Below are 26781 nucleotides of genomic sequence, written 5' to 3' on the forward strand. Positions count from 1 at the left end.
AACGCCACTGCTTCAGGAACAAACCCGCGGGAGCGATCCCGCGGGTTTTTGTTTGAGATTTACGCTGGTGGCAGTCAACCCTCATCCGGCTCGGTCCCGGCATCGCCGCGCTTGCTGTAGCGATCGAGCAATTCGCTCACGCCAGGTTCGCGCTCAGGCATCGGCGCCAGGCCACGCAGGCGCCGCAGCTTGGCAAGGAAGGCGCCTCGCTTATACTTGCGGCGGAAGGCGCGGGCGCGGGGATGGATGCCAAGAGCCGCCATCAGCCTGCGCCTGAGATAACTCGATGCTGCCACGCGAATGGGTTCGCCCGCGCAGCCAAGGATTTTCACGCGCAAGGCGTCCGGCGTCTGCATGGCGTCCAGAAGATCCTTCTGTTCCTGCGCATTGTCGCCGAGATAGGAACCCTTGCGTATGCCGGAATGCAGCTTGATCACCGTGAGGTGCGGCATCGTCGCGATCACCGCGCCCTTTCGCCATGCCCGAAACAGCCAGTCCTGCGAGCTTTCGCAAAAGCACTGGCTGGCAGGTCGCCAAGGTCCGAGCAGGCTGAACGAAGCGCGGCGAAACATGTGTGCCGAGCCAAATCCTTCCGTCGTGACGGGGTCGTAAAAACCATCCTTGCCGATCCCGAAGATCGAATTGACAGGATTGCCGGCCGCCGACGGCGGCTGGATGACGGCACCGCGCGCCAGCACCACGTCGGCGCCCGAGGCGTCGATCCAGCCGGTCATCGCCGCCAAATGGTCGGGAAACCACAGATCGTCGTGGTTGAGCAAGGCGACGAAGCGGCCACGCGCCCTGGCAAAGCCGATATTGTTGGGACCGGACTGTTCGCCGAAATTGACGGGAAGATCGATGTAGACGATGCGGGTATCGTCAAATTCGGCGGCAACGGCCGCCGTATCCGGCCTGCAATCGTCGCCGATGACCAAGGCTTCCCAGTCTTGCAACGTCTGGCGCATGACGCTGGTCAATGCCTGCCGCAGTGCTGCCGGCCGGTTGTGCGTCGCGATCACGATCGAAACCAGCGGTTCGCCGCCGGCCTGATCGCGCTGCGCCGATGCTTCCACGCTACACCAGTCTGTAGGGAATGTGGTCGGTGTCTGGCGGCAGGCGCCAATGGTCGGGCTGATTGTAGGCATAGGCCTTGTCGACGAGGTTGAGCAGCACCGCCGTCTCCGCTCCGAGCGAAACAACACCGTGCCATATGCCGGGCGGAATGATGACGACCGCCGGGCGCAGCGGGCCGATAATCTTGTGCCAGACGGCGCCGAAGGTCGGCGAGGCCTTGCGTCCGTCAAACAGCGAAATGCGAACGCTGCCGACGCAGCAGAACAGCCGGTCGGTCGTCACCGCATGGGCATGCCAGCCCGTCACCGCGCCGGGATACAAGGTGCGTTGGAAGACCTGGCCGACCGGCTCCGAATCGAGCTCCCACTCCTCGCGAAAGATCTCGGTCAGATAGCCGGTGGAGGTTGCGACCGGCCTGATCTCCTTGACCCTCACGCCATCGATCGTCACCTGCTCGATGGGCATCCAGTCAGCCGTGACCACTTGGCTGTCAGCCGTTCCGGTCGCCATCCAGCCTGTCGGTTTTGTCCGGGTTTTTTCCGGCACGGATGCTCCTCCCAATTCAGCGTGATGCGCCATTGGCCAGCACGGTCTGATACGAATTTGACCGGTCGCTGGCAAGTACGCGTCAAGGTTTGCTGATGGGTTTCGATCTCACGGCACTTGATGTTTTGATGCAATCGGAGGGCCGCATTGCCCAAAACATCGTTCCGTTCTGCCCAAGCCCGGACCGTTCGCCTGCTTTAATACCCCGGCCATGGCCAGGACATTGCGATCGACGCGGTGTCTGCTCGCCCTCGCGGCGATTTCGGGCAGGGAAAGGCATTTCGGCAGGAAAAGACATGGACATGTTTTTGATGACGGCTTCGCTTGCGCTGGCTGGAATTATTGCCGGCATCTACGTCTCGGGCGTAATCCATGATTTTCGCATCGATGATCTTACCGCCGGCCAGTACATGGCCATGCATCAGATGCGCGACCGGAACGTTTACCCGGGTGATGCCGGTCGTCAGGCTGACGACGCTGGTGCTGATCGCGGCGACGGCGATGTTTGCGGTCGATGCCGGCCTGCCGCGCATCCTGACGATCGTCGCCGCGGCGCTGGTGGTGATCGACATTGGCTTCACCGTCAGCCGTCAGGTGCCGCTCAACAAACGGGTGCAGAGCTGGACGCCGGTGACCATCCCCGATGATTGGGCGCAGACGCGCGACAGCTGGGCGGCCAACCACAATCTGCGCCTTGTGCTTGGACTGGCCGAATACGCCTGCCTGTTTGCCGCGGTCATCCTGACGCTCAGCCGGTGATTCAGTTTTCGCGGAACGCCGCGGCATGGGTCGGCACTTCTGCCGGCCGCCGCCGTTGAAAACAGGAGTATTGCCATGCTGCACCACGCTTCATTCAACGCCCGCGATCCGCAGGCCGTCGCCAGCGTCCTTGCCGAAATGCTTGTCGCCACCGCGGTTCGTGCGCCGTCGCCGCCATTTCCTGAGGGAGCATGGTTCGTCTGCCTCGGCGACGATTTCGGCTCGCTGATCGAAATCCTGCCGTGCGGCACGGTTCTGGACCAGCAAGCGCCGCTCGGCATCGGCTTCGACCCGAACATGCGCCTGCGCTCCGGCTCGCATGTGCTGCTCAGCACGCCCAATTCGACCGAAACCATCCAGGGCATTGCCGCCCGCATGGGCTGGCATAGCGAGCTGATCGATGCGCGCCTGTTCAAGGTGCTCAAGGTCTGGGTCGAGGACGAAACCCTCGTCGAATTCCTGACGCCCGAGATCGCACCGCTGTACCGCGCGACATTCGGCTGGGGTGGCATGGCGACACTCGACGCCAAGCTGCGCGAGTTGGAGAGCCAGATGGCGGCAGCGCTTGCCGCCAAGGCCGCGAACCAGTCGGGCCGCAAGGATGAGCAACCGGCCGGTGCAATGAGTCCTTGAGCACCGGGGGGCGCCTTCTGCTGACCTCCCGAGGAGAGTTCCCAAACGGCCGCCGAGGTCAACCGGCGCCGGCGCTGTCGCCGGCTTCCGCCTTCAGCCAGTTGATGAACGATCTGGCAGGCTCCCAGGCGGAGATGGACGGGTGCACGACGACGTAGTGGTTCCAGTTCGTCGGTATGTCCGTCGTCAGGAGGCGGACGAGCCTGCCGGTGCGCAAATCGCTCTCGACCAGCGACTTCCTCGCGATGGCGACGCCCAGCCCGCTGGCCGCCGCTTCGACCGCCAGCAAGGTGCCGTTCAGATTCATGCCGTCGCCAACCGTATCCAGCGGCAGATTGTTTCTCTCGAACCAGTGGCGCCAATTGGCGCCGCTCTCGTCATTTTCGGCCGTCGTGTCGAGGATGCGAAACAGTCGCAGCACATCGTGCTGGTCTCTGGCCGGGCCGTTGGCGGCGAGATAGTCGGGACTGACGACAGGAAAGATCGCATCAGCCATCAGCCATTCGGTCTCGACGGCCGGATAGTGTCCGCCGCCGAAGCGCAATGCGATGTCGACTGTTCGCTGCGAAAGGTCGACGACTGCAAGATCCGCATTGATGTCGATCTCTGTTTCGGGATGCTTTTTGCGAAACCTGTGCAGACGCGGGGCCAGCCAGCGCACGGCATGCGAAGGAATGGCGGTGACCCTCAGCCTCGTGCGCTCGTTGCGCGCGACACTCGCGATCGTGCTCTGGATTTCCAGCAGTGCGCGTCTCACGCCCGCGGACAATCTTTCGCCTTCAAGCGTTAGTTCGACGCGGCGGACATGGCGGGTGAACAGAAGCACGCCGAGATCGGCTTCGAGATCGGCGATGCGGTGGCTGAGCGCGCTTGGCGTAACATTCAGCTCATCGCCGGCGCGCTTGAAGCTGCCCAGCCGGGCAATGACCTCGAAAGCCCGAATGGATTCCAGTTGTGGAAGCCGTCTTGTCATCTGCCGTTACCCTATCCTGCCCCTGGGTTTCTTAGCATGAATGAACTAAGCTCATCCATAGCTTCGTAAATAGTCTTTTGTCCAAGTGCGCAAATCATTGTAGCCATCCACTGCCCCCCGATTGCCGCCGTCGGAATGAGAGGCCGTTCATGGAACGAGCCTCGACTACGAACGACAGTGAAATGAAGACAATCGCTTGGGAGTACCCCATGACTATTCGACCCCCCGAGTTTGCGCATGCGCGCTTTTCGACCGCCATGTGGCCGCGAGCGGAATGGCGAAACGTCTATTGCGACCTGTTGCGCCGGATGGTGACCGACATGGATTTTAACGTCACGGAGGAAAAGCTCTCCGTCGACGCGACCATCCTGCGGCTGCCGGGCGTCGGCATTGCCGATTCGAGGACCACCGCCTTCCGCACCATCCGTTCCCGCGCCATGGCCAAGGGGACCGATGATTACATTTTCTTCATGTGTCTGGAGGGCGCTGCCACCTTCTCGCATCTCGGCCGCGAGGCCAGCATCGAGGCCGGCCAGGCAATCCTTCTGTCCTCCTCTGATCCGCATGTGATCGAGCGGGCGATGTCGCATCATCTCTTCATCACCATCCCCAAGGCAGCGCTCGGGCCCATGGCTGCGAATGCGGATGCCGCCCTGATGACGCCGATGTCATGCGTGGGCGAAAAGTTCTTGCTGCTGACCAGCTATGTCCGTCTGCTGATGCAGGAGCCGAACCTGGCCGCGTCCGAATTGCGCTGGCTTGCCGCCAAGCACATACAGGACCTTATCGCGGTCGTGGTCGGGGCAACGCAGGACGCCACCGAGGTCGCCGCAGGCCGCGGCATACGCGCCGCGCGGCTTCGCGCCATCAAAGCCGATATCGAAAGCAATCTGGCTTCCGGCGATGTTGGGTCGGACGCGCTGGCCGGGCGCCACCGCGTCAGCGCGCGCTATATCAGAAAGCTGTTCGAGGGTGAGGGTACCTCGCTGTCGCAGTTCGTGCTTGGCCGGCGGCTGGCGCTGGTTTGCAGCAAGCTATCCGACCTGCGCCTGGCACACCGCACCATCGGCGCCATCGCCTTCGACGCCGGCTTCGGCGATCTCTCGACCTTCAACCACGCCTTCCGCCGGCATTTCGGCATGACGCCTTCGGAAGCGCGGCAGAGTGCGGCTGTGCACCGCGCCTCGCTGGAGCCCGGCGGCCGAACAGGCCACGCGCGGCAAAGCGCGACGGGTGTTGCGGCCGCATAACCTCAAAACAAAAGCCCGCAGGATCGCTCCCGCGGGCTTTTGGTCGCCTGAGATGGTGTCGCTTCGGGGGAAGCAAAAATCTGAGGAAGGCGGTCGCTTCTTAGGCGCCGCCGCCAGGAATGGGGGGCGCCAGCTTGCTGGCGCCTTTGATGATCTGGCTGAGGAAGTTCTGGTCCTTGCCGCCGGTCGGCGTGGTGCGCGAGATGAAGTCGAAAATCTTGCCGTCCTTCAGACCGTAATTGGCAATCTGGGTGACGCGCCCGTCCTCGCCAAAATAGACCGCGAGCACTTTCTGGTCGACCAGGCGCGGCTTGTCGAAAGCGACATAGCGCTTGCGCGTTTGCGAAATGTAATAGAACGCCTCATTGTCGAAGGTGGCTTTCGTCGATGGCGTGCCGAGCGCCAGAAGCACCTGTTCGCGGCTGGAGCCCACCGGCACTGAATCGACCGCCTGCTGGTCGATAACATAGCCCTGCGTCAGCGTCTCGCTAGGGTTAAGGTCGCCGAACATCTTGGACGAATTGCAGCCCGACAGCGCGGAAGCCACCAGCACCAGCGAAACCGCGGCGGTGGCCCCGGGCAGAAAAGTCGACTTGAATTTCAGCGCGCGCAACAACAACTCCATTAGCTGGCCGCAACTTGCGCTGGGCGGCAAAACCGGTAAACCAGCTTGCTTGCCGATGCAACAAGGCCCATTCAAACAATCGGTCCCCAGGAGACCACCCTCAATGTTCCAGCGCCTTTTTGGCCGCGAACGCAAGGCCAACCGCGCTATCACCGAGGCGCTTTACGCACAAATCGTGGCGGCGGCGCGGCAGATCGTGTTTTATTCCCACTGGAATGTGCCGGATACGCCACTCGGCCGTTTCGAGATGCTTTCGCTGCATATGTTCCTGTTTCAGCACCGGCTGCGCGGCGAAGAGGGCGTCGCGCAAGAGGTCGCGCAGGTGCTGATCGACGAGTTCTTTCTCGATGTCGAGCATTCGCTGCGGGAACTGGGCATTGGCGATGTCGGCGTGCCCAAGCGCATGAAGAGGCTGGCCAAAATGTTCTACGGCCGTACCGCCGCCTATGACGACGCGCTGGGACGCAGCGACCCCGACGCGCTTGCTGCCGCCCTGGCGCGCAATGTCAGGCCCGATGCCGGCGCCTGGCCGCAAGCCTTGCCGCTGGCGTCCTATGTAATCGATGCAGCAAGGCAGCTTGAAGCACAGCCGTCCGAATCGATCGTTTCCGGTGCCGTGGCGTTTCCGGTCGCGAAAGCGGAGTGAGGAGGGAGACCAAGATGAAACATCTGGACACGCCTAGCCCGGTCTCATTCGCGGCCAATGTCGGCCGCCTGCCGCACAAAGGTTTGCAGGTGGTGATCGACGCCGACGCCGCGCAGCGCGCAACGCTTGCGCGCGAGCACGAGCTGCTTTCGGTCGAAAACTACCGTGCTGAGCTTTTGGTGGCGCCGTGGAAGCGCAATGGCGTCAAGGTCAGCGGCCGCGTCGAGGCTGATATCACCCAGGCCTGCATCGTCACCCTTGAGCCGGTCGCGGCCCATATCGACGAGGAGGTCGAGGCGCTGTTCCTGCCGGAGCAATCCAAGCTCGGACGGCAAGGGTTCGAAGGCGGCGGCGAGATCCTGCTCGACGCCGACGGGCCAGACGGCCCGGAAACATTCTCCGGCGACACGATCGACGTCGGCGCGCTCGCCGAACAGTTCTTCGGGCTGGCGATCGATCCCTATCCGCGCAAGGCAGGCGCCTCTCTCGATGCCGCCGGCCCGGACGAGCCCGTCGAGAATGAATTCCAGCAAAAGCTGCGATCCTTGCTTGGAAAATCCTAAAACACGAAGCGATCGGAGAAAAGCCGGTTGTGCGGCAGCCCAAAACCGCTATTTTCGCCGAACCTTCGCGAGCCCCCGAATTTCGCGAGTTTAGTATTTCTTTCGCGGGCCATGTGCCCTGGCCCAAGCTAGTGAGATAAAGACCGCGTGATCAGGATTTCCATCGATGCCATGGGTGGCGATCACGGGCCAAACGTGGTCATCCCGGCACTCATGACGGTCGCCGTCAGGCGTCCCGACATCCGCTTCGTCATCTATGGGCGCGAGGAATTGGTGCGCCCCGAACTCGCCAAATTCCCCAAATTGGCCGAGGTCAGCGAGTTCCACCATTGCGAAGTCGCGGTCAGGATGGATGACAAGCCGAGCCAGGCGCTGCGCCACGGCCGCTGGAAGTCGTCGATGTGGAAGGCTGTCGAAGCAGTCAAGAGTGGCAGCGCGCAGGCCTGCATTTCGGCCGGCAATACCGGCGCGCTGATGGCGATGTCGAAATTCTGCCTGCGCACGATGGCGACCATCGACCGTCCGGCGATCGCGGCGATCTGGCCCACGATGCGCGGCGAGAGCGTGGTGCTGGATGTCGGCGCCACCATCGGCGCCGATGCGCACCAGCTGATCGACTTTGCCATTCTCGGCACCGGCATGGCGCGCTCGGTGTTCGGCATCGACCGGCCGAAAGTCGGCCTGCTCAATGTCGGCGTCGAGGAGATCAAGGGTCAGGAAGAGGTCAAGGAAGCCGGGCGCATGCTGCGCGAGGCCAACATGGCCTCGATGAATTATCATGGCTTCGTCGAGGGTGACGACATCGGCAAGGGCACGGTCGACGTGGTCGTCACCGAAGGATTTGCCGGCAACATCGCGCTCAAGACGGCAGAAGGCACTGTGCGCCAGATCTCAGGCTATCTGCGCGCCGCGATGAACCGCACGCTGATGGCCAGGATCGGCTATGTCTTCGCCAAGGGCGCTTTCGACCGCCTGCGCGAAAAGCTCGATCCAGGCCGCTCCAATGGCGGTGTTTTCCTGGGTCTGAACGGCATCGTGGTAAAGAGCCATGGCGGCGCCGATTCGGACGGTTTCGCGGCGGCCATCGAGCTTGGCTACGACATGGTGCGCAACAATCTGATCGACCGCATCGAGGCCGATCTCGACCTGTTCCATGCGCGCAACCCGCATGCCCAGGCAAGCAGGAAATCCGACGCCACCGTCGACGAAAAGGAATAGGAAAGAGCTTTGATCAGATCAGTCGTGCGCGGCACCGGTGCTGCGCTGCCCCGCCGCATCATGAAGAATGCCGATTTCGAAGGCATGGTCGAGACCTCGGACGAGTGGATCGCCCAGCGCACCGGCATCCGCCAGCGCCATATCGCCGCCGATGACGAGACGACGGCGTCGCTGGGCGAGGCGGCGGCGCGCGCAGCGCTCGACAATGCTGGTCTTACGCCTGCCGACATCGACCTGATCGTGCTGGCGACCTCGACGCCCAACAACACCTTTCCGGCGACCGCCGTCGAGATCCAGAACCGGCTCGGCATGCATCACGGCTTTGCCTTCGACCTGCAGGCGGTGTGCTCGGGCTTCGTCTATGCGGTGACCACCGCCGACCTCTACATCAGAGGCGGCCTCGCCAAGCGCGTGCTGGTGATCGGCGCGGAGACCTTTTCTCGCATCCTCGACTGGAGCGACCGCTCGACCTGCGTCTTGTTCGGCGACGGCGCCGGCGCGCTGGTGCTGGAAGCGGATGAGGGCACCGGCGGCATTGCCGACCGTGGCGTGCTGGCGATGAGCCTGCGCTCCGACGGCGCCCACAAGGACAAGCTTTTCGTCGATGGCGGTCCCTCGACCACCGGCACGGTCGGCCATCTCAGGATGGAAGGCCGCGAAGTGTTCAAGCACGCCGTCGGCATGATCACCGATGTCATCGAGGCGACGTTTTCGCAGGCCGGCATAACCGCCGACGACCTCGACTGGTTCGTGCCGCATCAGGCCAATAAACGCATTATTGACGCTTCGGCCAAGAAGCTCGGGATTGCTGAGCAAAAGGTGGTGGTCACCGTCGATTTGCACGGTAACACCTCGGCTGCTTCCGTGCCGCTGGCGCTTTCGGTGGCCGTCGCCGACGGTCGCATCAAGAAGGGTGATCTCGTGCTCCTGGAAGCGATGGGCGGCGGCTTCACCTGGGGCGCGGTTCTCGTTCGCTGGTAAGTGCCGAACGGTCCGGTTTCGGTCCTTGACCTTGCCGGATCAATTACTTAGGCTCTGCCTTTACCTGTATCGATTTATGTTTTTTGAACTGATGGGACGGTCGCATGGGGGGAAAGACACTTACGCGCGCCGACCTTGCCGAAGCTGTTTACCGTAAGGTCGGCTTGTCACGCACTGAATCGGCAGAACTCGTCGAAGCGGTGCTGGACGAAATCTGTGAAGCCATCGTACGCGGCGAGACGGTGAAGCTGTCGTCCTTCGCCACCTTCCACGTCCGTTCCAAGAACGAACGCATCGGCCGCAATCCCAAGACCGGCGAGGAAGTGCCGATCCTGCCGCGCCGGGTGATGACCTTCAAGTCGTCGAACGTGCTGAAAAGCCGTATCCTGCGCTCGCACCAGAACAGCAAGGCCAAGGGCGGCAAATAGGTTCTGCCGCAGGCTTCGGTTGAAAACGCCGGGCCGTTTTGACGCCGGGCTTGAATATTGTTTCATAAACCGCTGAAATGATACCCGATTCGGCAGACTGGGCCGGATCGCCGTCCAGCGTGAGGATTTCGCCCATGGACAAGAGCCCCGACGCTTTCCGCACCATCAGCGAGGTCGCGGAGGATCTCGATCTGCCGCAGCACGTGCTGCGCTTCTGGGAAACCCGTTTCAACCAGATCAAGCCGATGAAGCGCGGCGGCGGCCGCCGCTACTACCGGCCACAGGATGTCGAACTGATCAAGGGCATCCGCCACATGCTCTACGACCAGGGTTACACGATCAAGGGCGTGCAGAAACTGCTGCGCGAGAACGGCAACCATTTCCTGGTCGCCATCGGCAATGGCGACATGGCTGCCGTCGAAGCGATCTCGCAGCGCAGGCAGGCCGATCAGGTGCCGCTGACGCCAGCCGCCCAGCCGCGCGGCATGGATGACGAGATGCTGGTCGGTCAGCCCAAGGTAAAACCCAGCCGCCGCTTTTTCGGCCTGGGCAAGACCGAGGAGGAAGGTCCGGTCCAGCCCGGCGCATCGAAACTGTCGCGCGACAACCGGGCCTTGCTGCAGGAGGCGCTGTTTGACCTCCTGGAGTGCAAGCGCCTGCTCGACCAGGTGCGCTAACCTTTCCGCTGCCTCGGGCAAGCAGACCGGAACCGGTTCTGCGGCCATGCGTTTGGCCTTCTCTCAAAAAGAAGGAAAACAATCATGGCATCGCTTTCGACCCTCTCCGATCTCGATCTCGAAAAGCAGGTCGCGACCCTTTCCAAAGAGCTCGCCGCCTTGCGCAAAGTCGTGGCCAAACGCGGCGGTGCTTACTACGAGGACGGGCGCGATGCCGCTTCGGACTATTATGGGCAGCTTGCCGACCTTGTCAGCGATGCGCTGCCGGCGATCAGGAAGCAGGGCAGGGCGATCGAAAAGACGGCGCGCGATCGTCCGGCAACAGCCGCTGCTGTTGGGTTGGTCGTGGTCGGCCTTCTCGCCAGCTTGTTGCTCAGCCGGCGCTAAAACAATTCACGAAAACAAAAAGAAAATGGCGGCCGTCCCGCGGACGACTGCCATTTCCCTGATCTGCGGCCGATTACTTGGCGAGCTTGATCTTGGCCTGCGGCGAAACCTGCGCGGTCTGGCTGCACTTGCCATAGACAGTGCCATTCTTGTCCGTGGCGTCGGTATAGGTGCCTTTGCACTCGATCGAGAGCACCAGGCAATGACCGGAGCCCTTGCAAACCGCGCCGCCGTCGCCCGTGGGATGCGTGCCGTTGGCGAAAGCCGAGGTCGGAACGGAAGCCGAACCGAAGGCCGAGACGATGAGGGCCGCGGCGAGCGTGATGCGCTTGAAGTTGGTCATTTGAGCATTTCCTTCTCTGGATCGAGGATCGCCACCATGGCGTCCTTCTGTGTTGGGATCGCCTTCTCGGCGTCCATGCCGGTTAGTGCGGCCTCCAAAGCAAAGGTTCATGCGTGGTTCGAATTTTCTTCGCGTTTTTTCGCGACGTCGATTTTTAGCCTTCGCCAACGGACGGCGCCTGGCGGGGCCGGCATCGATCATGCATTTTCGCGTGAAGGCCGCTGAGGTAGCGGCGCGGCATCCCATGCGAAGGTCACACCGTGGCGTGCCCAAATGGCCGGCCAAGACCTAGTCCGCGCCCGGCTCTTGTCAGGTAGCGGCAGCAGTCATTGCCGCCACTTGGCACCGCGCTTTCTGCCACTCCCGGCTGCGACTATAACGCCAGTCCAAAGGTACCGGCGGAGGAGACGGGCGTGGTCGCAAATTACATCGACGAGTTCATCATGTTCTGCGCTGGGCTGTGGATGACAGGCGTTGGTTTTGGGCTGCTCCAAAGTCCTTTTCAGGCCCAGAAAGGTCAGCAGCCATGGTGGCTGCAGGTCGCGAAGCATTTCAAATGGATGGGACCGCTTTTGATTTTGATCGCAATAGTGCTCGCGTTCGCGGCGCCGTCCTAGCGGGTTCCGACAGCATTGAGAGACCCGTGGTGTCCTGCAACTGGCAACCGCTGTGTTGTCGGCCTTGCGCCTGATACGTTCGTTGGGGTGCGCTGTGGTTGCTCGCGTTCTGGCGCATCGGCGCCATCGAATCCTGCCTTCAGCTTTTCCACGTGTCGCCTGGCAAAAACCAACGGGAAGGCGGCCTTGGCGAGGACTCCAGGGCCAGCCTTCCCGTTGGGCAAGTCGGCCGTGTCAGGCCTTCTTGGCCTCCACCTTCTTGTGGTGGTGGTGGTGGTGGTGGTGGTGATGGTGATGGCGGTGATGCTTGTTGTGATGATGATGATGGTGGTGATGCTTCTTGTGCAGCGGTGCTGCGTCGGCGCTGCTGGCGCCGATGAGCGGCAGAGAGACAGCCAGGGCAAAAGCCAGCCCGAGAGCCGACAGGAGGGACTTCTTCATGACTTCGTTTCCTTTTCTGCGCGGGCTGAATTTGGCCGTCACCGAGCAAGATCGGTGCCGGTGAACCCCGCAGTCATGACTATCGCCTCCGAACTTTTCGACAGTTTTTCCGGACTGTAGAATTTTGTTTCTGGATTGTGTCTGGCGGCTTCGTCGGCAACTTACATCGGCGGAATGACGCCGTTTGTGCCGACAACGACCCGGCCCGCGGTCAGCTTGCCGTCACTGCCGCGCTCGGCGTTGACGAACACCACAGCGCCAGGCTTGAGGTCGGCGGGCGTCGCCGGCGCGAAGGTCACCACCGGCGTCGTCTGCGGGATCGCGATCTGCTTTTTCTGGCCATTGTCGTAGGTCAGCGTCACCGTGCGACCTGCAATCTCGGTGACATCGGCGACCGTGCCGTTGGTCATCCGGCTGTTGGGCTCGAGATCCCACGGGCGGTCGCCTTCGCCGGCGCCCTTCAGCGCGGCCGGGAAGATCACCACCTCGAGCGCGCCGCTGCCGCCATCGGCCTTCGAAACAGAGGCAATGCCGAGGAAATCGCCTTGCTTGATATCCCCGGCATCCGCCTTGGCGACGCCGGAAATCTTCCACCCTTCAGCCAGCGCGATGGCGTCGGTAGCGCCTTCGCGGGTCTTCACCGTCAGCGTCGCTCCGGCAAAGGCGGTCACCGTGCCGCGAATGCGCACGGCCTCGGCGGCTTGCGCCGCGACCATGCTCGCGCCAGCGAGGCCTGAAATCGTGGCGAGCACGATGGCTGATGTCTTGAATGTCATGGATCTGATCCTCTTGGGAAAAGCTGGCCCGATGCGGCTGCCAGCAACATCAGGCTAACGCGCGAGCGGCGCAAAACCGCTGAACACTTCGGCCTGCGGCCCTTCAAAAGAACTTGATTGGGAGATCGGGGCGGAGATCCTATATGTGCCCTGGCGCCTGCGGTTTTGACGCCGGTTCACGATGCTGTGACGGTCGGTTTGGGCCTTGGCAAATCGCCGTCAAGCGGGCATTGTCCCGGCTCTCAGGCAACACCCTATCATTTGATCCAAAACTCTTTAGCCCCATGGAGTTGCCAATGCCCCAAACTGCAAAACACGAACCCTTCTCCAGGCTGGCGGCCGACGTTGCGCTCGAGCACCCCGGCCTCAAAGCCATCCGGGAGACAAAGGGATACAGTATTGAAGAGCTTTCCCTGACCTGCGGTCTGTCGACCAGCGAGATTGCCGACATAGAGAGCGGCAAGGACACCGATCCGACGAAACTTCGCCGGATCGCCGCAGCATTGCAATTGCCGGAAACGGCCCTGATCGATGCCCCGGCGCCCACGGCGCCTGTGGAAAACCGGTCCGTTTCATAAACAACGGCCAAGCGTCGTTCAACAAGCCCGCCATGGTTTGCCCTGGCGGGCTTGTTGCATTCGCCCAACGGCGAATGTCACTTCTTGCTCGGATCGTCCGCCGGGTTGACGTAGGTGATCGCGAACGGCCCCTCGCCATGAACCTGGACGATCGTAGCGCTTGTCGTCCAAGCGTAATGGTTCATTCCCTGTGGGGCTACGCCGAAGCCGCCGGCGGTCAGTTCGATGCCCTTGGTCTCGTCGAGCTTGTCGCCCATGCCGATATGAAAATTGCCGGAAATCACCGTCACATATTCCGAGGTGGGATGGTTGTGCGCGGCAATCCTGTAGCCGGCCGGCAGCTTCAACCGCAGCACGTAGATGCCATCCTTCGAGGGGTCCCCGGCGATGACAGCCATGTCCGCGCCGGCGGGCAGGACAGCAGGAGCAGGGCCCCATTTGATGGCGTCCGCGTTTATCGGCATGTCGTCGGCAAGCAGCGGCGCCGTCCCGATAAGCAGCAGCGCCAGAGCCGAGGCGAGCTTGAGCATGATGATCTCTCCGGTTGGTCGTGGGAGCACAGCATCAGCGCCGGCCCCGATCCATTGCGACCTACCAAGGCAGCAGCCCGAACACATCTCCCGCACGGGGGATGCGCCTTGCGTTGCTGACATGCGGCGCGACCCGCCTGGCCTGGTATCGCTGCAGCCGTCGAGGGGCGGGGAGGTTGCCGCCGACCGAGCGTGAAGCTATCCAGTGTGAACGCTAACCGTTTTCGAATGGGACAATGCCGAGATGAGCCTTGAATCCGTGCGCGCCTTCCTGGCTGCCCATGCGCCCGATGTCGAAGTGCTCGTCACCGAAGCGAGTTCCGCGACGGTGGCGCTGGCGGCTGAGGCGCATGGCGTGGAGCCGGCGCAGATCGCCAAGACCATCTGCCTGCGCGTCGGCGGTGAGACCATGCTGATCGTGGCCGGCGGCATGTCGAGGCTCGACAACCGCAAATTCAAGGACCGTTTCGGCGGCAAGCCGCGCATGCTTGACGCCGACGAGGTTGTCGCGATTACCAGCCATCCCGTCGGCGGCGTCTGCCCATTCGGCCTGCCGGCGCCGCTGCCGGTCTATTGCGACGTCTCGCTGCGCGCCTTCGATGAAGTCGTGCCCGCGGCCGGCGCCACCAACGCCGCTGTAAGGCTCAGCCCGCAGCGCATGGCCGACATCGTCGGCGCCGAATGGGTCGACGTCTGCCAAGGATGAATGTTGGTGATTTGAGAAGCAGGACCTTTGGGGGCAAGTCCTGTCTAAAAATGGTCGGAGTGGCCGGATTCGAACCGACGACCCCTTGACCCCCAGTCAAGTGCGCTACCGGGCTGCGCTACACTCCGGACCGCGCAAAGCCATATATTTTCAAGGGGTATGGTGCAAGCGCTAAAACGGCGCGCCGGGCCTGAAAGTCGCCAGCATTCGGCCTTGTCGCCGCAACGCCAAGGCGATATGGCTCGCGCAGTATCGATACGAAGGATTGCGCGTGGCAAATTCCTGTTTTTTTCTGGCGGCCGACGCCAATTATTTTCCGTATGCATGCTTGGCGGCGCGCAGAATTCTGGAGGTTTCGGGAGACGCAACGCCAGGCTTCATCCTGCATGTCGGCGCACGTGATGCCGATATGCGTGTTGCTGAACGCCTGCTGAAGAACCGTCTTCGCATAATGGACGTTTCGGGGCTGTTTGCGGAGGCTGGCCATACTTTCCGGCCAAGCAATGTCGGCACTTTTGTTCGGCTTTTCGCCGACCAACTGCCTCAGTTCGCGGACTATGACCGCATCGCCCATGTCGATTGCGATGTTCTGTTCAATCGAGATATCGCGGATCTCGTGGGCCAGACACTTCATGCTCCGTTGTTGGCCGCTCACGACGATTACATGTATTTCCGCCCGGGCTATCGGAACAAACTGTCGATGCAGCCGGGGGCGCCTTATTTCAACGCCGGCATCATCGTCTTCAACATGCCGCCGGTGCGTCAACAGGGACTTTTGCACCGCGCCAGAGATGTTGCCGTTGCCGGGCAAATGAACGATCAGAACGCGCTGAACATCGTCTTCGAGGGCAAGTGGCAGACGATGCACCCGAACTGGAATTTGATGTCCAACGATACGAAGGAGTTTCGGTTCGCCCAAGCCTATGCGCGGCATTTCGCCGGCGGCAAGCCATGGGGGAGCCAGGTCGATGTGGAGCCTGAGGCGCTTGCCGTCTGGCGCGATCTGGCAAGGGATACGCCGTGGCTTGAGCCCTTCCGGCAGCGTATTCCCTTCGAGCGGGGCGTCATGAGGCGGTTCGCCCGAAGGTTCGACGGTATCATGGGGATGTTGCCGAACAAGGACCGGTATCGGCGGCGCGCACGGTACGACGGCAGCAAGGTGCATAAGATATATGCCGAGCATGCTGACGCCGGGGCGATGGCTGTGCAGTTTCCGGAAGTACTCGGTGGTTTCGCCTGAGACCCGCAACGGAGCTCTCGCGAATGGGTCAGGCAACAGGTTGTAGCATGCCGCAAAAATCGTGTTTCTTTTTCGCCACCGACCAGAGGTATTTCCCGTATGCCAGCCTGGCGGCGCGCCGCGTGCTGAATGTGTCGGACCACCTCGACGGCTTTATTTTGCACACCGGTGTCATCTCCAGCGAAGACCGAGCTATCGGAGAGCGTCTGCTCGGTGGGAAGATCCGCATCCTGGATGTCACGAAATTCATGGAAGCGACAAACTTCAACCGCGGAACGCACCCAACCCTTGCGACCTACATCAGGCTGTTTGCCGATCAATTGCCGGAGTTCGAACCATATGACCGCATCGCCTATTCCGACGCCGATGTGCTTTTCAACAGATCGATAGAAGACCTCTGCAACGTCCCGCTCAACGCTCCGCTGCTGGCCGCACACGATGAGCAGACCTATTTCGACGTAAAGTATCGACAGCATTTACCGATGCAGCCAGGCGCGCCGAAGTTCAATGCCGGCGTGCTGGTGTTCAACATGCCACTGGTCAGGCAGGAGGGGCTTCTGGAGCGTACCCGGCAGTTGGCCTCCGAGCAGGTTTACGGGATGGATCAAGGTGCATTGAACGTGGCTTTCGAGGGCAGGTGGCAGACGATGCACCCGTTCTGGAACGTGATGACCAACTACACCAGCCAGATTTCTTTCAGCCGCTGCTACGCCCGCCACTTCGCCTGGGGCAAGCCCTGGGACCGTCCGCCGATCGGTGTCGAGGTCGGCGCCATGGCGATCTATCGTGATCTGGCGAAAGGCACGCCCTGGGCCGGCCGTTTCAACAGCAACTGGCCGATCAAGAGAGGCATATTGAAAAACCTCGGCCGCAAGTTCGACGCCATCAGCGGGATTTTGCTGAACGACGAGAAGCGCAAGCGACGGGCGCGGTTCGACGCCGAAAAGGTCAGCGCCATCTTTGCCGGCCATGCGGACAATTCGATGTTGGCCGTGCAATACCCCGAACGGGTAGCTGGCATAGCCAGATAGAACTTGACGCTCCGCCGGACGCTGTTCCTCCCGCCAATCTTCCTCGATAAGTCTATTGCCTCGCTGGTTGATGCCCTCCGGCTAGCACGCTCAAGGCCGAGCCGATACTTAGCTCCAATCCAGATTGATGTTGCGGATGCCTTCCTGCGCGATCCGGCCCCGCAGCTTGCCGATCCGGTCGGCCAGGTCTGGCGAGAACCGTTCATGTGTCTCGACCAGGATTTGTCCAATCGAACGGTGAATGCCGGCGTCCAGCATGGCTTCGATGCATTCCGCTTCGGCCCCTTCTATGTCCATCTTGACGATGGCGATCGGCTCATGGAGACCTTGCAGGAACTGCACCAGGTCAACCACCTCAACTTCAAAGCTTTTCCCGTTCGTATGTTCGTGAGTCTGGATCAGGGACGACAATTCGGTCCTGCGGAGATCGCTGACGTCCGGCCTCTGATGGAATGTGGCCGTTCGCGCTGATCCACCAACAGCCTTCGGAATGATCGTCACCCGGTCGTTGTTGCCAAACCTTGTCGTCAAAATCTGGCGAGCAACAGGGTCAGGCTCGAAAGCAATCACCCGCATCCCATAGGCTAGTACATGTCCCGTGACGTCGCCAATATTGGCGCCGAGATCGATGAACAGACTATCGGCGGGAAGCTTTTTCATAAGCTGATGGAAGTCGTATTCGGCCTGCCGCACACGCCGCGGGGGCCTGTGCCATCGGCGATACGCGTACCAGCGCAGCATGAATTCGAAATAGCTTTCCCTCAGCATAACCACGCCCGTCAGATTAGTGGCGCCCACCAACCCGGAATATTATCCAGCCCGGCAAGCACGCCAACTCAATTGGAATTTTGTCAGTCGCGTTTAGCGACGTTTTCCCACCATCACAACATAAATGCGCCGCCGGCAACCGTGCTCAATTCGACCAGGGGTTGGAGCAAGCAGATCAAAGCCTGCGAGGGCCTGAACAACCCCGGTATTGGCGTGCGCGGCTGTTCCTGTCCTTTAGGATTACTCGGCTACCTCGGTTGCGCCACCGCCCGCAACCCGCGCTGATGCCTGTATTCCAGCGCGATCGCGCCCCAGATTAGGCCGAGCAGCAGGTAGACATGGCGCCAGTGGTCGATGTCGATGAAGGTGCCGAGCCCGATATTGCCGATGAAAGCGACGTAGGCGCAGAGCAGATAGGGCTGCCACGGCCGGTCGCGCAAAAGGATGCGGAAGCCGGCCGCGATCGTCCACAGCGTCAGCGACAGGAACGAGACGAAGCCGAGCCAGCCATAATCCATCAGCGTCTTCAGCCAGATGTCGTGCGTGTCTTCGCCGAAAATGGTGCCGAACACCAGCGGGCCGATGCCGAGCGGATGTTCGAGCGCCATCTCGAAGCCGATCGTGTAGCGGGCAAAGCGGCCAAGGCGCGCCGTGTCGTAGCTCTGTTCGAGCTGGGCGCGGCTGGAAAACATCTCGCCGACGCCGGGCAGCTGCAGGATGACGATCATGGCGACCACCAGCAGGGTGACGGCGGCAATGGTCATGATGATGACGCGCAGCCGGAACTTGCCGCTGTTGCTTTGCAGGAACAGGGCGCCGGTGAGCAGAATGGCCGAGACGGCGAACATGCCCCAGGCGCCGCGCGAGAACGAAAAGAAGATGCCCGCGGTGATGATCAGCAGCGGCACCGCCAGAAGCGGCATGCGCGCGATTGAGCCGGTCAACAGCAGATAGAGCAGATAGATGCCGGGCAGCACCAGGAACGGCCCGAACACGTTCGGATCCTGAAAGGCGCCCTGGGCGCGGTCGTATCTGGTGAAGATTTCAGCGCCCGGGAAAGCGTGGAAATAGCCGGCAATGCCGAGCAGCGAGGTCACCACCGCGGAGACGACATAGGCGATGAAGATCAGCCGGTAGAGGCCGGGCTGCACCGCCGTCACCGACGAGAAGAACACCGCGGTGAACGCGAGAAACAGCGAGACCGCGAGATAGAGCGGTGTGTTGGCGAGATCGGCCATCTGAGTCATTGCAATCATGCCGCCGATGTTCATCGTGATCAGCAGCACGAGCAGCGGCACGGCCGCGCGCGATATGCGCAGGCCAAACAGCACCCACACCCCGATCAGCCCGAGCATGAAAAGATCGTAGGGCGCCGGTTCGTCGATGACGAAGCCCGACAGGAAGACGCCAAAAAACACCGCCCCCGACGATATCAGCGCGATCAGCTTGGCATTGACCGCAGCCTGCGGCAAATCATGGGAAATCGCGCTCAATAGGCGTTTTCCGTATTGAGCAGCCGCAGCGGCGTCATGAGCAGGATGCGCAGATCGAACAGCATCGACCAGTTCTCGATGTAATAGAGGTCATATTCCGTGCGCATGCGGATCTTCTCATTGGTGTCCATCTCGCCGCGCCAGCCATTGATCTGCGCCCAGCCGGTAACGCCGGGCTTGACCTTGTGGCGGGCGAAATAGCCGTCGACCACCTCATTGTAGAGAAGGTTGTGCGACTGCGCGGCAATCGCATGCGGGCGCGGGCCAACCAGTGACAGCGTGCCGAACAGCGAGTTGAAGAACTGCGGCAGCTCGTCGATCGAGCTCTTGCGGATGAAGCGGCCGACGCGGGTGACGCGCGGATCGTTCTTGGTCACCGTCTGCTTGGCGGTCGGGTCCGAGCGGTCGGTGTACATGGAGCGGAATTTGTAGACTTCGACGATCTCGTTGTTGAAGCCGTGCCGCTTCTGCTTGAATAGCACCGGCCCCTTGCTGTCGAGCTTGATGGCGATGGCAGTCGCCAGCATCACCGGTGAGAACAGGATGATGCCGATCAGCGAGAAGACGATGTCGAAGGCGCGCTTGGCGACCGAATCCCAGTCGTTGATCGGCCTGTCGAAGATATCGAGCATCGGCACCGAGCCGATGTAGGAATAGGCGCGCGGGCGAAACTGCAAAGCGTTCGAATGCGCCGAGAGCCGGATGTCGACCGGCAGCACCCACAGCTTCTTCAGCAGCTGCAGCACGCGCGTTTCGGCAGTCAGCGGCAGCGACACGATCAGCATGTCGATGCGCGCGATGCGAGCGAATTCCATCAGCTCCGAAATGGTGCCGAGCTTGGGATAGCCGGCCACGATCGGCGGCGAGCGCTTGTCGCCGCGGTCATCGAAGATGCCGCAGATGCGGATGTCGTTGTCTGGCTGCTTCTCGACCGAGCGGATCAGCATCTCGGCCGCCTTGCCGCCGCCGACGATGACGGCGCGGCGTTCCATGCGGCCGTTGCGCGCCCAGCGCCGGATCAGCTTCGACATCACCAGCCTGAGGCCGAACAGCAGAAGCAGGCCGACGACAAACCAGGTGCCGAACAGCAGACGCGAATAATCCTCCGACATTTTCATGATGAAGGCCGTCAGCGCCATCAGCGCGAAGGTGCCGGCCCAGACCATCAGTACGCGGCCGAGATTGGAGATCGGTCGCATCAAGGCGGAGATCTGGTAGCAATCGCTGACGTCGAGCAGCACCACGGCCACGAATGACGCCGCGGCAATGGTCAGCGGATATTGCCAGGCGAGATAGTTGAAGAAGCCGACAAAGTGGAAGTAGAGCGCGAGCCCCGACAGGAACAGCAAGCCGAATTCGACGATGCGCAATACGCCGCTGACCATGACCGGCGACATCGTATCGCGCCGGTATTGCGAGGCGACCTGGCGGGCAACACTGTTCATGCCGCCGGGCGTGGGGCTCTCGGCAGGACTGTCGAATTTGCGCACCGCATCGGCCGAAAAGCGGCGCGTGGGGTCGGTCTCGTTCATCGGGTTTCCCACAAGCTTCCGCGATGACGATAGCAGAAAGAGAGCTAAAAAAACCTTGAGACAACTTGTGGTTTTGGAGGGTCGTCTATCTGTTGAGCGCGGCGAAATAGGCCTTTTCGATTTCGGCGGCCATCACATCGGCGCCGAATCGCGCCCTGAGGCTGGCCGTATCGGGCATGGCGCGCCGGTAGGCGTCGAGATCGCGCAGCGCTTCACCCATCTTGTCGCCGAGTTGGCGCGGATCGGGACGGATCAGGGCAGGGGATCCCTCCCCGAAGATTTCGGGAATGCCGCCGACGGCCGTGGCGATCATCGGCCTGCCGGCCGCCAGCGTCTCCAGCACGATATAGGGCATGGCTTCCGCGCGGGAGGGGACGACGACCAGATCGGCCAGCGAAAATGCCTCCCTGGCTGGCATAGGCGGCAAGAAGCGGACCTGTTTTTCGAGGCCCAGCCGTTTCACCTGCGCATGGTAGCGCGGCAGGTCGTCGCCATCGCCGACCATGACCGCGGTCAAGCGGCGCTCAAGCTGGGACCCGGCCAGCACCAGCGCCTCGATGAAAATGTCAGGCCCTTTGAGGTCGCGCATCATGCCGATGTAGAGCAGGTCGGCTGCGTCGGGCTGTGCGACCGCCGGTTCGAACTCGGCGGCGCGCAGGCCGTTATAGACCAGCGTGTTCGGGATAGGCGGTTCGCCGACCTTCTTGCGATAGGTGCGCCGCTCATAGTCGGAGACGAACAGCAGGCAGTCGGTGAAGCGCGCCATGAAGCGCTCGAGCGCGAAGAACAGCTTCCCGGTCGTCGTCGTTTCGTCATAGTGGAGGGAGCCGCCATGCGGCGAATAGAGGCGGGCTACGCGAGACCTAGATACCCGCAACAATGAGCCGAACAGACGGGCATAGGCGCCACCTTTGGCGCCGTGCCCGTGCAACACGTCCGGCCGCAATTCCTTGATGATTCGATAGGTACGCCAGGCCGAGGCGAAGTCGCCCGGCCCGACATGGCGCTGCATCGGCGTGCGATGGATGCCGAGCGCCAGGCTGTCCTTCATCTGGTCGAACAGGCGTTCCTCGTATTCGCCGCCGGTGGTCGAATCGCAGACGATGCCGACAACATGTCCGGCGGCGAGCTGGGCCTCCGTCAGGTCGCGCACATGCCGGAAGATCCCGCCGACGGGTGAGCGAAAGCAGTGGACGATCCTGAGCTGGTCCGCCACGTTGATGTCAGAACAGGCGTTCGCGAACGTAGACCGTGTCGCCCGGCAGCAGCGGATCGGAGGTAACCACCCGGCCTGTCATCACCTTGCCGTTGATGTCGCGGGTGATGTCGACGCTTTCCTGGTTGGCGCGCGGCGAGAAACCGCCGGCAATCGCGATGGCCTTCTGCACGGTGAGGCCCGGCACGTAGGAATACTGGCCGGCGGCGCCCACTTCGCCCATGACGAAGATCGGCCGGTAGCGATCGATCTCGACCGACACGTCGGGGTCGCGCAGATAGCCTTGGCGCAGTTTGTCGGCGAGCGCTTTTTCCAGCTGCTGGGCCGTGTGGCCGCGCGCCGGCACCGCGCCCACCAGCGGGAAGGACATGTAGCCGGACTGATCGACACTGTAGGTGTTGGTCAGACCGTCCTGTTCGAACACGGTGACGCGGACACGGTCGCCGGCGCCGAGCCGATAGGGCTGGTCGAGTACCTCGTGGAAGGCCGCCGGCGTCGGCCGGTAGCTGGAGCAGCCGGCGAGGATCGACACGGCCAGCAGAGCGCGAAACAGACCAGCAGCGCTTTTCATGATCGGACACACACCTTCGTCGCTATGGCCGCCAGGACACGGCGGCAAACCTTAAGGATCTGGGTTTGTTATCATCCTGTTAGGGTTAATGGCCGGTAAAGGGACGCGGCCGATTTGGCGGCAATCGACAAAAAGCCGTATAGTTTTGCTGCCCTTTGTTTGCCTGACGTCAGCAAACTCTAACGGCTGCTTACCGCCATCTTAACGCCTGAGTTACCATAGTTGTTTACGGTACTTTCTAGACTCATGTTCCGGAGCAGGAATGCATGTCCGACCAGTCCGTGGCCGCAGATGTCGATGTCGACCTGAGACAGCTCTTCGCCAGCCTTGCGAGGAACTGGCTGCGCATCCTAGTGGTCACGCTTCTCGTCACTGGTCTCGCCTTCGCGTTCGCCTGGCTTGCGACGCCGCACTATAAGGCCACGACGCAGCTGAAAATCCAGTTGAGCGAATCGGCCTATACGCGGCCTGCCGGCACCAATGAAGACGACAAACCTGTGCTCGATGCGGAAGGTGTAGCAACCGAGGTTCAGGTCATTTCCTCGTCCGACATTCTCAAGAAGGTGGCTGGCAATCTGAACCTGGGCGACAAGCCCGAGTTCAACGATGCGCTCGGCATGTCGCCGGTAGCCCGACTTCTTGTCATTGCCGGACTGAAAAGTGATCCGGCAGAGATTCCGCTCGAAGAGCGCGTGCTGACGAAGATGCGCGACAAGCTAAACGTCTATGGAGTGGAGAAGACGCGTGCCATCGCCGTCGAATTTTCCTCGGAAGACCGCCAGCTTGCCGCCGATATTCCGAATGCCATCGCCAAGGCCTACATGGCCTATCAGGCGGATGCCAAGACCACGTCGAACGCGGCCGCGACAGCCTTCCTCGGGCCGGAGATCGACGAGCTGCAGAAGCAGGTCAGGGATGCAGAGGCCAAGGTCGCGGCCTTCCGCTCCGCTCAGTCGGACCTGTTGATGGCTGGCAACAATTCGGTGCTGGCGACACAGCAATTGTCCGAACTATCGAGCGAGCTGTCGCGTGTGCGCGCCAGCCGCGCCTCGGCCGAGGCAACGGCCGAAAGGGTGCGCCAGGCTTTGCAGAATGGCGGCTCGCTCGACGCTGTACCCGAAGTGCTGTCTTCGGATCTGATCCAGCGCCTGCGTGAGCGTCAGATCGAGCTCAGGACCAACATTGCCGATCTTTCCACCACTTTGCTCGACAACCATCCGCGCCTGCGGGCGATGAGGTCGCAGCTAGCCGATCTCGACGGTCAGATCCGCAACGAGGCGCAAAAGATCATGCGCGGGTTGCTGACGCAGGCGCAGACCGCCCAGGCGCGCGAAAACCAGCTGATATCGGACGTCAACAAGCTGAAAGCGGCGTCGTCGCGCGCCGGCGAGGAGCAGGTCCAGCTGGATGCGCTGCAGCGCGAGGCGAACGTCCGGCGCCAGCAGCTCGAATCCTATATGGCGAGCTTTCGCGAAGTGTCCTCGCGCAAAAACTATCTGCCGGTCGATGCCAGCGTGTTTTCCGAGGCGCGCGTGCCATCGGAGCCCTATTTCCCCAAACTCGTCCCGATCGTCGGCGCTGCCTTCGTCGGCTCGCTGCTGCTGATGTCGGTCATCACGCTTCTGCAGGAGCTGTTTTCCGGCCGCGCCATGCGCCCGGCGCCCGGCGCCCGCTTGGACCGCATCGAACAGGTTGCGATGCCGGCAATGTCGGCGCCGGTCGTCGACCCGGAACCGGCCGCAGTCGTGGCCGAGGAGGTGGTCGATCAGCGGACGGCCATGGAGTCTGAACTGGCGCCCGAGCCGGAGCAGGAGCCGGCTCCTTCAGTGCTGGAAGGAGCAGCGGCTGCCGATCCAGAACCGCAATCCGAACCCGAGCGGGTACGCTCCAGCCTTGGCGAGATCGATGTCGAGAAGGCGGCGGAAAAGCTGATCGCCAGCGGTGCTGCGCGCGCCATCTTCGTGTCGCCCGAAGGCGATGAGGCGGCTGCATCGGCAGTGCTGGTAGCGCGCGAAGTCTCCGACGCTGGCCTGCGTGTGCTGCTGCTCGATCTCACGGCGTCAGGTGCCGCCTCGCGGCCGATGCTGGACAGCGGACTTTTCCCCGGCATCACCAATCTGCTGGCTTCGGAAGCGCAGTTCAGCGACGTCATTCACGCTGACCTCTATTCCGACTGCCATGTCGTTCCCGTCGGCACCGCCGATCCGGTTCGCGCCATGCGCGCCGCCGACCGGCTGCCGATCATCATGCAGTCGCTGACCACTGCCTATGATCTGGTCATTGTCGAATGCGGACCGGCCGATGCGCAAGGCATCAGCCGACTGGTCGGCGACAGCACTGAGGTCTTCATGTCCATGCTGCAGGCGGACGATGAGGTGGCGCAGGCCGCCGTCGAGCTGATCGAAAGCGGCTATCCCGACCTCACTCTGGTGACGCCGATCGGCCACGAGACGCCGGGTAACCCCGTGCCGGGACGACGTAGCGCCGCCTGAGACATCAGACAATTCGACTTAGGCGGCGCTACTACGGATCGGCTCGTCCATCGCCCGCCGGCTCCCGAAAAACCAAGCCTGTCAGTCGGCGCCGGGATCTACCCCAACTCCAGGGTCGTCACGCCAAATATTCGGCGCGAGTCGACCTTCGGAGGCGGGCCCTTGTACATGCGCGTGGTGGTGAAGGTCGGCCTGAAACCAATTGCTGAAAGCGCCGTGGTGAAATCGAAATTTTCGGCAGGAACGTCGATATGCAGGTCGCCACCTTCGCATGCGGCAGCCAGACTGCCCATGAGCTGCATCGCCGTCTCGGTGTCGTCGGCAAACAGCGGGCCGATCTTGTAACCCGAACGGCAGGGACGAGCCACGGCGTAGCCTATGGTGCCGAGTGAACTGATCGCGGCGAACCCGCAATGCGGCGGCTGCGCCCAGCGGTGCAGGAAGGCTCGTCGAGGCGCGGGGAAACAGCGGGCGTCATAGACGATGATGTCGGGCACGAGTTGCGTGGTTATCATGCGCACCCCTTCGCTTCGGACGGGCGGGGTCGCGATACGGCCGCTGAAGCGGATGGTTTCGTACGCCGAGCTGAATCCCGTGCGGCGATAATTCGCCAGCTGCGCGGCGACCCCGTCGAGGCCGACCGTTCGGCCGGCCAGCCTGGCCATGCCCGCATTCCAGACTGCTTTGCCATGGCCTTTGCCGCGCATGTCTGGTCGGCAGATGTAGAGACCGATGAAACCGAAATTGCCGCCATAGGCGACAGCCGAGATGGCGGCGGTCATCTCGTTGTCGACAAAAGCGCCGATGAACCCTTCAGGATCGGTTGGCCGGAACGCGGCGGCATCATCAAGGCCAGGGTTCCAGCCTTCAGCCGCCGCCCAGTCGATGAGAACGGTCAGTTCCGGCGGAGACAATGCGCGGACGGTAGGCTTCATAGCGTTCACTCCGCGGCGACCACCCCCGGCGAGAAGGATTTCAGCACGCCGCGATAGGGCTTGGCCAGCGGACTGGCATAGGAGCCGCGCTTCGAGGTCGACAGGCCCAATGCGATCAGCGCCTCGGCCTGTTTGAGGGCGGCGCCGACGCCGTCGATGACGGGCAGGTCGAACTCGTGCTGCAACCGGTGTGCCAGGTCGGCCATGCCGGCGCAGCCGAGCACGATGGCCTCGGCGCGGTCTTCCGCTATGGCGCGGGCGATCTCGGCGCGCAGTTTCTCGACAGCGCCGGAAGCAGCGTCTTCAAGCGAGAGTACGGGAATGTCGGCGGCGCGCACGCGGGCACGCCCGGCCATGCCATAGCGCTGCACCAGCCCCTCGACAGGGACACGCGAGCGTTCGGTGGTCGTCACCACTGTGAATCGCTGGGCAATGTAGGAGGCGACACCGAGTGCGGCCTCGCAGATGCCGATGACCGGAATGGAGGCCATGGCGCGTGCCGCATCCAGGCCGGTATCGTCGAAGCAGGCGATGATGGCGGCCTGAGCCCCGGCACGTTCGCCGGCGGCGATCTCCATCAAAAGGCCGGGCACGGCCAATGCCTCGTCATAATAGCCCTCGATCGAGGCCGGGCCCATCGAGGAGGTGACCGCGATCACCTCGGTCCCGGCGCCGGCAACGCCGCGCGCCGCCGCCGCGATCGTCTCGGTCATGCTCGCCGTCGTGTTGGGATTCACCACCAGTATCTGCAC

Annotated in this window: 31 protein-coding genes and 1 tRNA gene; 16 read left to right on the forward strand and 16 right to left on the reverse strand. The window is 62.2% G+C overall.

Annotated features, from left to right (window positions below; all coding sequences use genetic code 11):
• Positions 1–74 precede the first annotated feature (74 nt).
• Both AC3EML_RS17370 and AC3EML_RS17375 read right to left on the reverse strand, forming a co-directional pair.
• Positions 75–1073, reverse strand: coding sequence for a glycosyltransferase family 2 protein (locus AC3EML_RS17370; protein ID WP_023834247.1), 999 nt, complete (start codon positions 1071–1073; stop codon positions 75–77).
• A gap of 1 nt (position 1074) precedes the next feature.
• Complete coding sequence (locus tag AC3EML_RS17375; protein WP_352521819.1) at positions 1075–1620, reverse strand: dTDP-4-dehydrorhamnose 3,5-epimerase family protein; 546 nt, start codon at positions 1618–1620, stop codon at positions 1075–1077.
• 453 nt (positions 1621–2073) lie between these two features.
• On the opposite strand from AC3EML_RS17375, the gene AC3EML_RS17380 reads away from it, so the two are divergent.
• Entirely contained in the window at positions 2074–2379 is a 306-nt protein-coding gene (locus AC3EML_RS17380) for an anthrone oxygenase family protein (RefSeq protein WP_352521855.1), read from the forward strand.
• 75 nt (positions 2380–2454) lie between these two features.
• A complete protein-coding gene (locus AC3EML_RS17385; protein ID WP_352521820.1) occupies positions 2455–3012 on the forward strand; it encodes a hypothetical protein in 558 nt (185 codons plus the stop codon).
• 58 nt (positions 3013–3070) lie between these two features.
• Here the strand turns inward: AC3EML_RS17385 and AC3EML_RS17390 are convergent, their stop codons facing one another.
• On the reverse strand, positions 3071–3985 hold the full coding sequence (locus tag AC3EML_RS17390) for a LysR substrate-binding domain-containing protein (RefSeq protein ID WP_352521821.1): 915 nt from the start codon (positions 3983–3985) through the stop codon (positions 3071–3073).
• A 209-nt stretch (positions 3986–4194) separates the two neighbouring features.
• On the opposite strand from AC3EML_RS17390, the gene AC3EML_RS17395 reads away from it, so the two are divergent.
• The gene (locus tag AC3EML_RS17395; RefSeq protein ID WP_352498377.1) at positions 4195–5235 is read left to right on the forward strand and encodes a helix-turn-helix domain-containing protein; all 1041 of its coding nucleotides are present in this window, start codon (positions 4195–4197) and stop codon (positions 5233–5235) included.
• A gap of 100 nt (positions 5236–5335) precedes the next feature.
• Here AC3EML_RS17395 and AC3EML_RS17400 read toward each other — a convergent pair whose 3' ends face one another.
• On the reverse strand, positions 5336–5848 hold the full coding sequence (locus tag AC3EML_RS17400; protein ID WP_023669368.1) for an outer membrane protein assembly factor BamE: 513 nt from the start codon (positions 5846–5848) through the stop codon (positions 5336–5338).
• 115 nt (positions 5849–5963) lie between these two features.
• Between AC3EML_RS17400 and AC3EML_RS17405 the strand changes: the two genes are divergently transcribed.
• From AC3EML_RS17405 to AC3EML_RS17435, 7 genes are all read left to right on the forward strand, one after another.
• A complete protein-coding gene (locus AC3EML_RS17405; RefSeq protein WP_023734144.1) occupies positions 5964–6506 on the forward strand; it encodes a ubiquinol-cytochrome C chaperone family protein in 543 nt (180 codons plus the stop codon).
• Between the two features lie 14 nt (positions 6507–6520).
• A complete protein-coding gene (locus AC3EML_RS17410; RefSeq protein ID WP_023734143.1) occupies positions 6521–7069 on the forward strand; it encodes a YceD family protein in 549 nt (182 codons plus the stop codon).
• Positions 7070–7216: 147 nt separating this feature from the next.
• A complete protein-coding gene (gene plsX / locus AC3EML_RS17415; RefSeq protein WP_023700539.1) occupies positions 7217–8287 on the forward strand; it encodes a phosphate acyltransferase PlsX in 1071 nt (356 codons plus the stop codon).
• A gap of 9 nt (positions 8288–8296) precedes the next feature.
• On the forward strand, positions 8297–9268 hold the full coding sequence (locus tag AC3EML_RS17420) for a beta-ketoacyl-ACP synthase III (RefSeq protein WP_023689495.1): 972 nt from the start codon (positions 8297–8299) through the stop codon (positions 9266–9268).
• Positions 9269–9372: 104 nt separating this feature from the next.
• Positions 9373–9696, forward strand: coding sequence for an integration host factor subunit alpha (locus AC3EML_RS17425; protein ID WP_006201891.1), 324 nt, complete (start codon positions 9373–9375; stop codon positions 9694–9696).
• Between the two features lie 134 nt (positions 9697–9830).
• Entirely contained in the window at positions 9831–10373 is a 543-nt protein-coding gene (locus AC3EML_RS17430) for a MerR family transcriptional regulator (protein ID WP_023669374.1), read from the forward strand.
• Between the two features lie 84 nt (positions 10374–10457).
• Positions 10458–10760 carry a hypothetical protein gene (locus AC3EML_RS17435; RefSeq protein ID WP_023705060.1) on the forward strand — a complete coding sequence of 101 codons (303 nt, stop codon included), beginning with the start codon at positions 10458–10460 and terminating at the stop codon, positions 10758–10760.
• Between the two features lie 73 nt (positions 10761–10833).
• Here AC3EML_RS17435 and AC3EML_RS17440 read toward each other — a convergent pair whose 3' ends face one another.
• Positions 10834–11103, reverse strand: coding sequence for a hypothetical protein (locus AC3EML_RS17440; protein WP_023669376.1), 270 nt, complete (start codon positions 11101–11103; stop codon positions 10834–10836).
• Positions 11104–11516: 413 nt separating this feature from the next.
• Between AC3EML_RS17440 and AC3EML_RS17445 the strand changes: the two genes are divergently transcribed.
• The gene (locus tag AC3EML_RS17445) at positions 11517–11720 is read left to right on the forward strand and encodes a hypothetical protein (protein WP_023669377.1); all 204 of its coding nucleotides are present in this window, start codon (positions 11517–11519) and stop codon (positions 11718–11720) included.
• A 234-nt stretch (positions 11721–11954) separates the two neighbouring features.
• Here AC3EML_RS17445 and AC3EML_RS17450 read toward each other — a convergent pair whose 3' ends face one another.
• Positions 11955–12161 (reverse strand): hypothetical protein, encoded by a 207-nt coding sequence (locus AC3EML_RS17450; RefSeq protein ID WP_084559020.1) that lies wholly within the window; start codon positions 12159–12161, stop codon positions 11955–11957.
• A 161-nt stretch (positions 12162–12322) separates the two neighbouring features.
• A complete protein-coding gene (locus AC3EML_RS17455; protein WP_023669379.1) occupies positions 12323–12937 on the reverse strand; it encodes a hypothetical protein in 615 nt (204 codons plus the stop codon).
• Positions 12938–13233: 296 nt separating this feature from the next.
• On the opposite strand from AC3EML_RS17455, the gene AC3EML_RS17460 reads away from it, so the two are divergent.
• Positions 13234–13515: a helix-turn-helix domain-containing protein gene (locus AC3EML_RS17460; RefSeq protein WP_023689492.1), complete on the forward strand. Its 282-nt coding sequence runs from the start codon at positions 13234–13236 to the stop codon at positions 13513–13515.
• 77 nt (positions 13516–13592) lie between these two features.
• Here the strand turns inward: AC3EML_RS17460 and AC3EML_RS17465 are convergent, their stop codons facing one another.
• Entirely contained in the window at positions 13593–14045 is a 453-nt protein-coding gene (locus AC3EML_RS17465) for a cupin domain-containing protein (protein WP_023730864.1), read from the reverse strand.
• 244 nt (positions 14046–14289) lie between these two features.
• On the opposite strand from AC3EML_RS17465, the gene AC3EML_RS17470 reads away from it, so the two are divergent.
• A complete protein-coding gene (locus AC3EML_RS17470; protein WP_352521822.1) occupies positions 14290–14751 on the forward strand; it encodes a YbaK/EbsC family protein in 462 nt (153 codons plus the stop codon).
• 51 nt (positions 14752–14802) lie between these two features.
• Here the strand turns inward: AC3EML_RS17470 and AC3EML_RS17475 are convergent.
• A tRNA-Pro gene (locus tag AC3EML_RS17475) sits at positions 14803–14879 on the reverse strand.
• A gap of 143 nt (positions 14880–15022) precedes the next feature.
• Between AC3EML_RS17475 and AC3EML_RS17480 the strand changes: the two genes are divergently transcribed.
• Together AC3EML_RS17480 and AC3EML_RS17485 are read left to right on the forward strand one after the other, a co-directional pair.
• The gene (locus AC3EML_RS17480) at positions 15023–15991 is read left to right on the forward strand and encodes a glycosyltransferase family 8 protein (protein WP_352521823.1); all 969 of its coding nucleotides are present in this window, start codon (positions 15023–15025) and stop codon (positions 15989–15991) included.
• A gap of 47 nt (positions 15992–16038) precedes the next feature.
• The gene (locus AC3EML_RS17485) at positions 16039–17022 is read left to right on the forward strand and encodes a glycosyltransferase family 8 protein (protein WP_352521824.1); all 984 of its coding nucleotides are present in this window, start codon (positions 16039–16041) and stop codon (positions 17020–17022) included.
• Between the two features lie 108 nt (positions 17023–17130).
• Here AC3EML_RS17485 and AC3EML_RS17490 read toward each other — a convergent pair whose 3' ends face one another.
• From AC3EML_RS17490 to AC3EML_RS17510, 5 genes are all read right to left on the reverse strand, one after another.
• The gene (locus AC3EML_RS17490; RefSeq protein ID WP_488505405.1) at positions 17131–17820 is read right to left on the reverse strand and encodes an FkbM family methyltransferase; all 690 of its coding nucleotides are present in this window, start codon (positions 17818–17820) and stop codon (positions 17131–17133) included.
• A 218-nt stretch (positions 17821–18038) separates the two neighbouring features.
• The gene (locus tag AC3EML_RS17495; protein ID WP_352521825.1) at positions 18039–19283 is read right to left on the reverse strand and encodes an O-antigen ligase family protein; all 1245 of its coding nucleotides are present in this window, start codon (positions 19281–19283) and stop codon (positions 18039–18041) included.
• A complete protein-coding gene (locus AC3EML_RS17500) occupies positions 19280–20815 on the reverse strand; it encodes an undecaprenyl-phosphate glucose phosphotransferase (protein WP_023689486.1) in 1536 nt (511 codons plus the stop codon). Before AC3EML_RS17500 ends, AC3EML_RS17495 begins: the two co-directional genes overlap by 4 nt.
• A gap of 85 nt (positions 20816–20900) precedes the next feature.
• Positions 20901–22031: a glycosyltransferase gene (locus AC3EML_RS17505; protein WP_352521826.1), complete on the reverse strand. Its 1131-nt coding sequence runs from the start codon at positions 22029–22031 to the stop codon at positions 20901–20903.
• A 7-nt stretch (positions 22032–22038) separates the two neighbouring features.
• Positions 22039–22602: a polysaccharide biosynthesis/export family protein gene (locus tag AC3EML_RS17510; protein WP_023682330.1), complete on the reverse strand. Its 564-nt coding sequence runs from the start codon at positions 22600–22602 to the stop codon at positions 22039–22041.
• Positions 22603–22868: 266 nt separating this feature from the next.
• Here AC3EML_RS17510 and AC3EML_RS17515 point away from each other — a divergent pair, with 266 nt between their 5' ends.
• The gene (locus tag AC3EML_RS17515; RefSeq protein ID WP_352521827.1) at positions 22869–25094 is read left to right on the forward strand and encodes a GumC family protein; all 2226 of its coding nucleotides are present in this window, start codon (positions 22869–22871) and stop codon (positions 25092–25094) included.
• 98 nt (positions 25095–25192) lie between these two features.
• On the opposite strand, the gene AC3EML_RS17520 is transcribed toward AC3EML_RS17515, so the two are convergent.
• Positions 25193–26029, reverse strand: coding sequence for a GNAT family N-acetyltransferase (locus tag AC3EML_RS17520; protein WP_023669392.1), 837 nt, complete (start codon positions 26027–26029; stop codon positions 25193–25195).
• Positions 26030–26034: 5 nt separating this feature from the next.
• Positions 26035–26781, reverse strand: a complete 747-nt coding sequence (locus tag AC3EML_RS17525) for an aspartate/glutamate racemase family protein (protein WP_352521828.1) — start codon at positions 26779–26781, stop codon at positions 26035–26037.

This window comes from Mesorhizobium sp. P170090 (assembly GCF_057786115.1).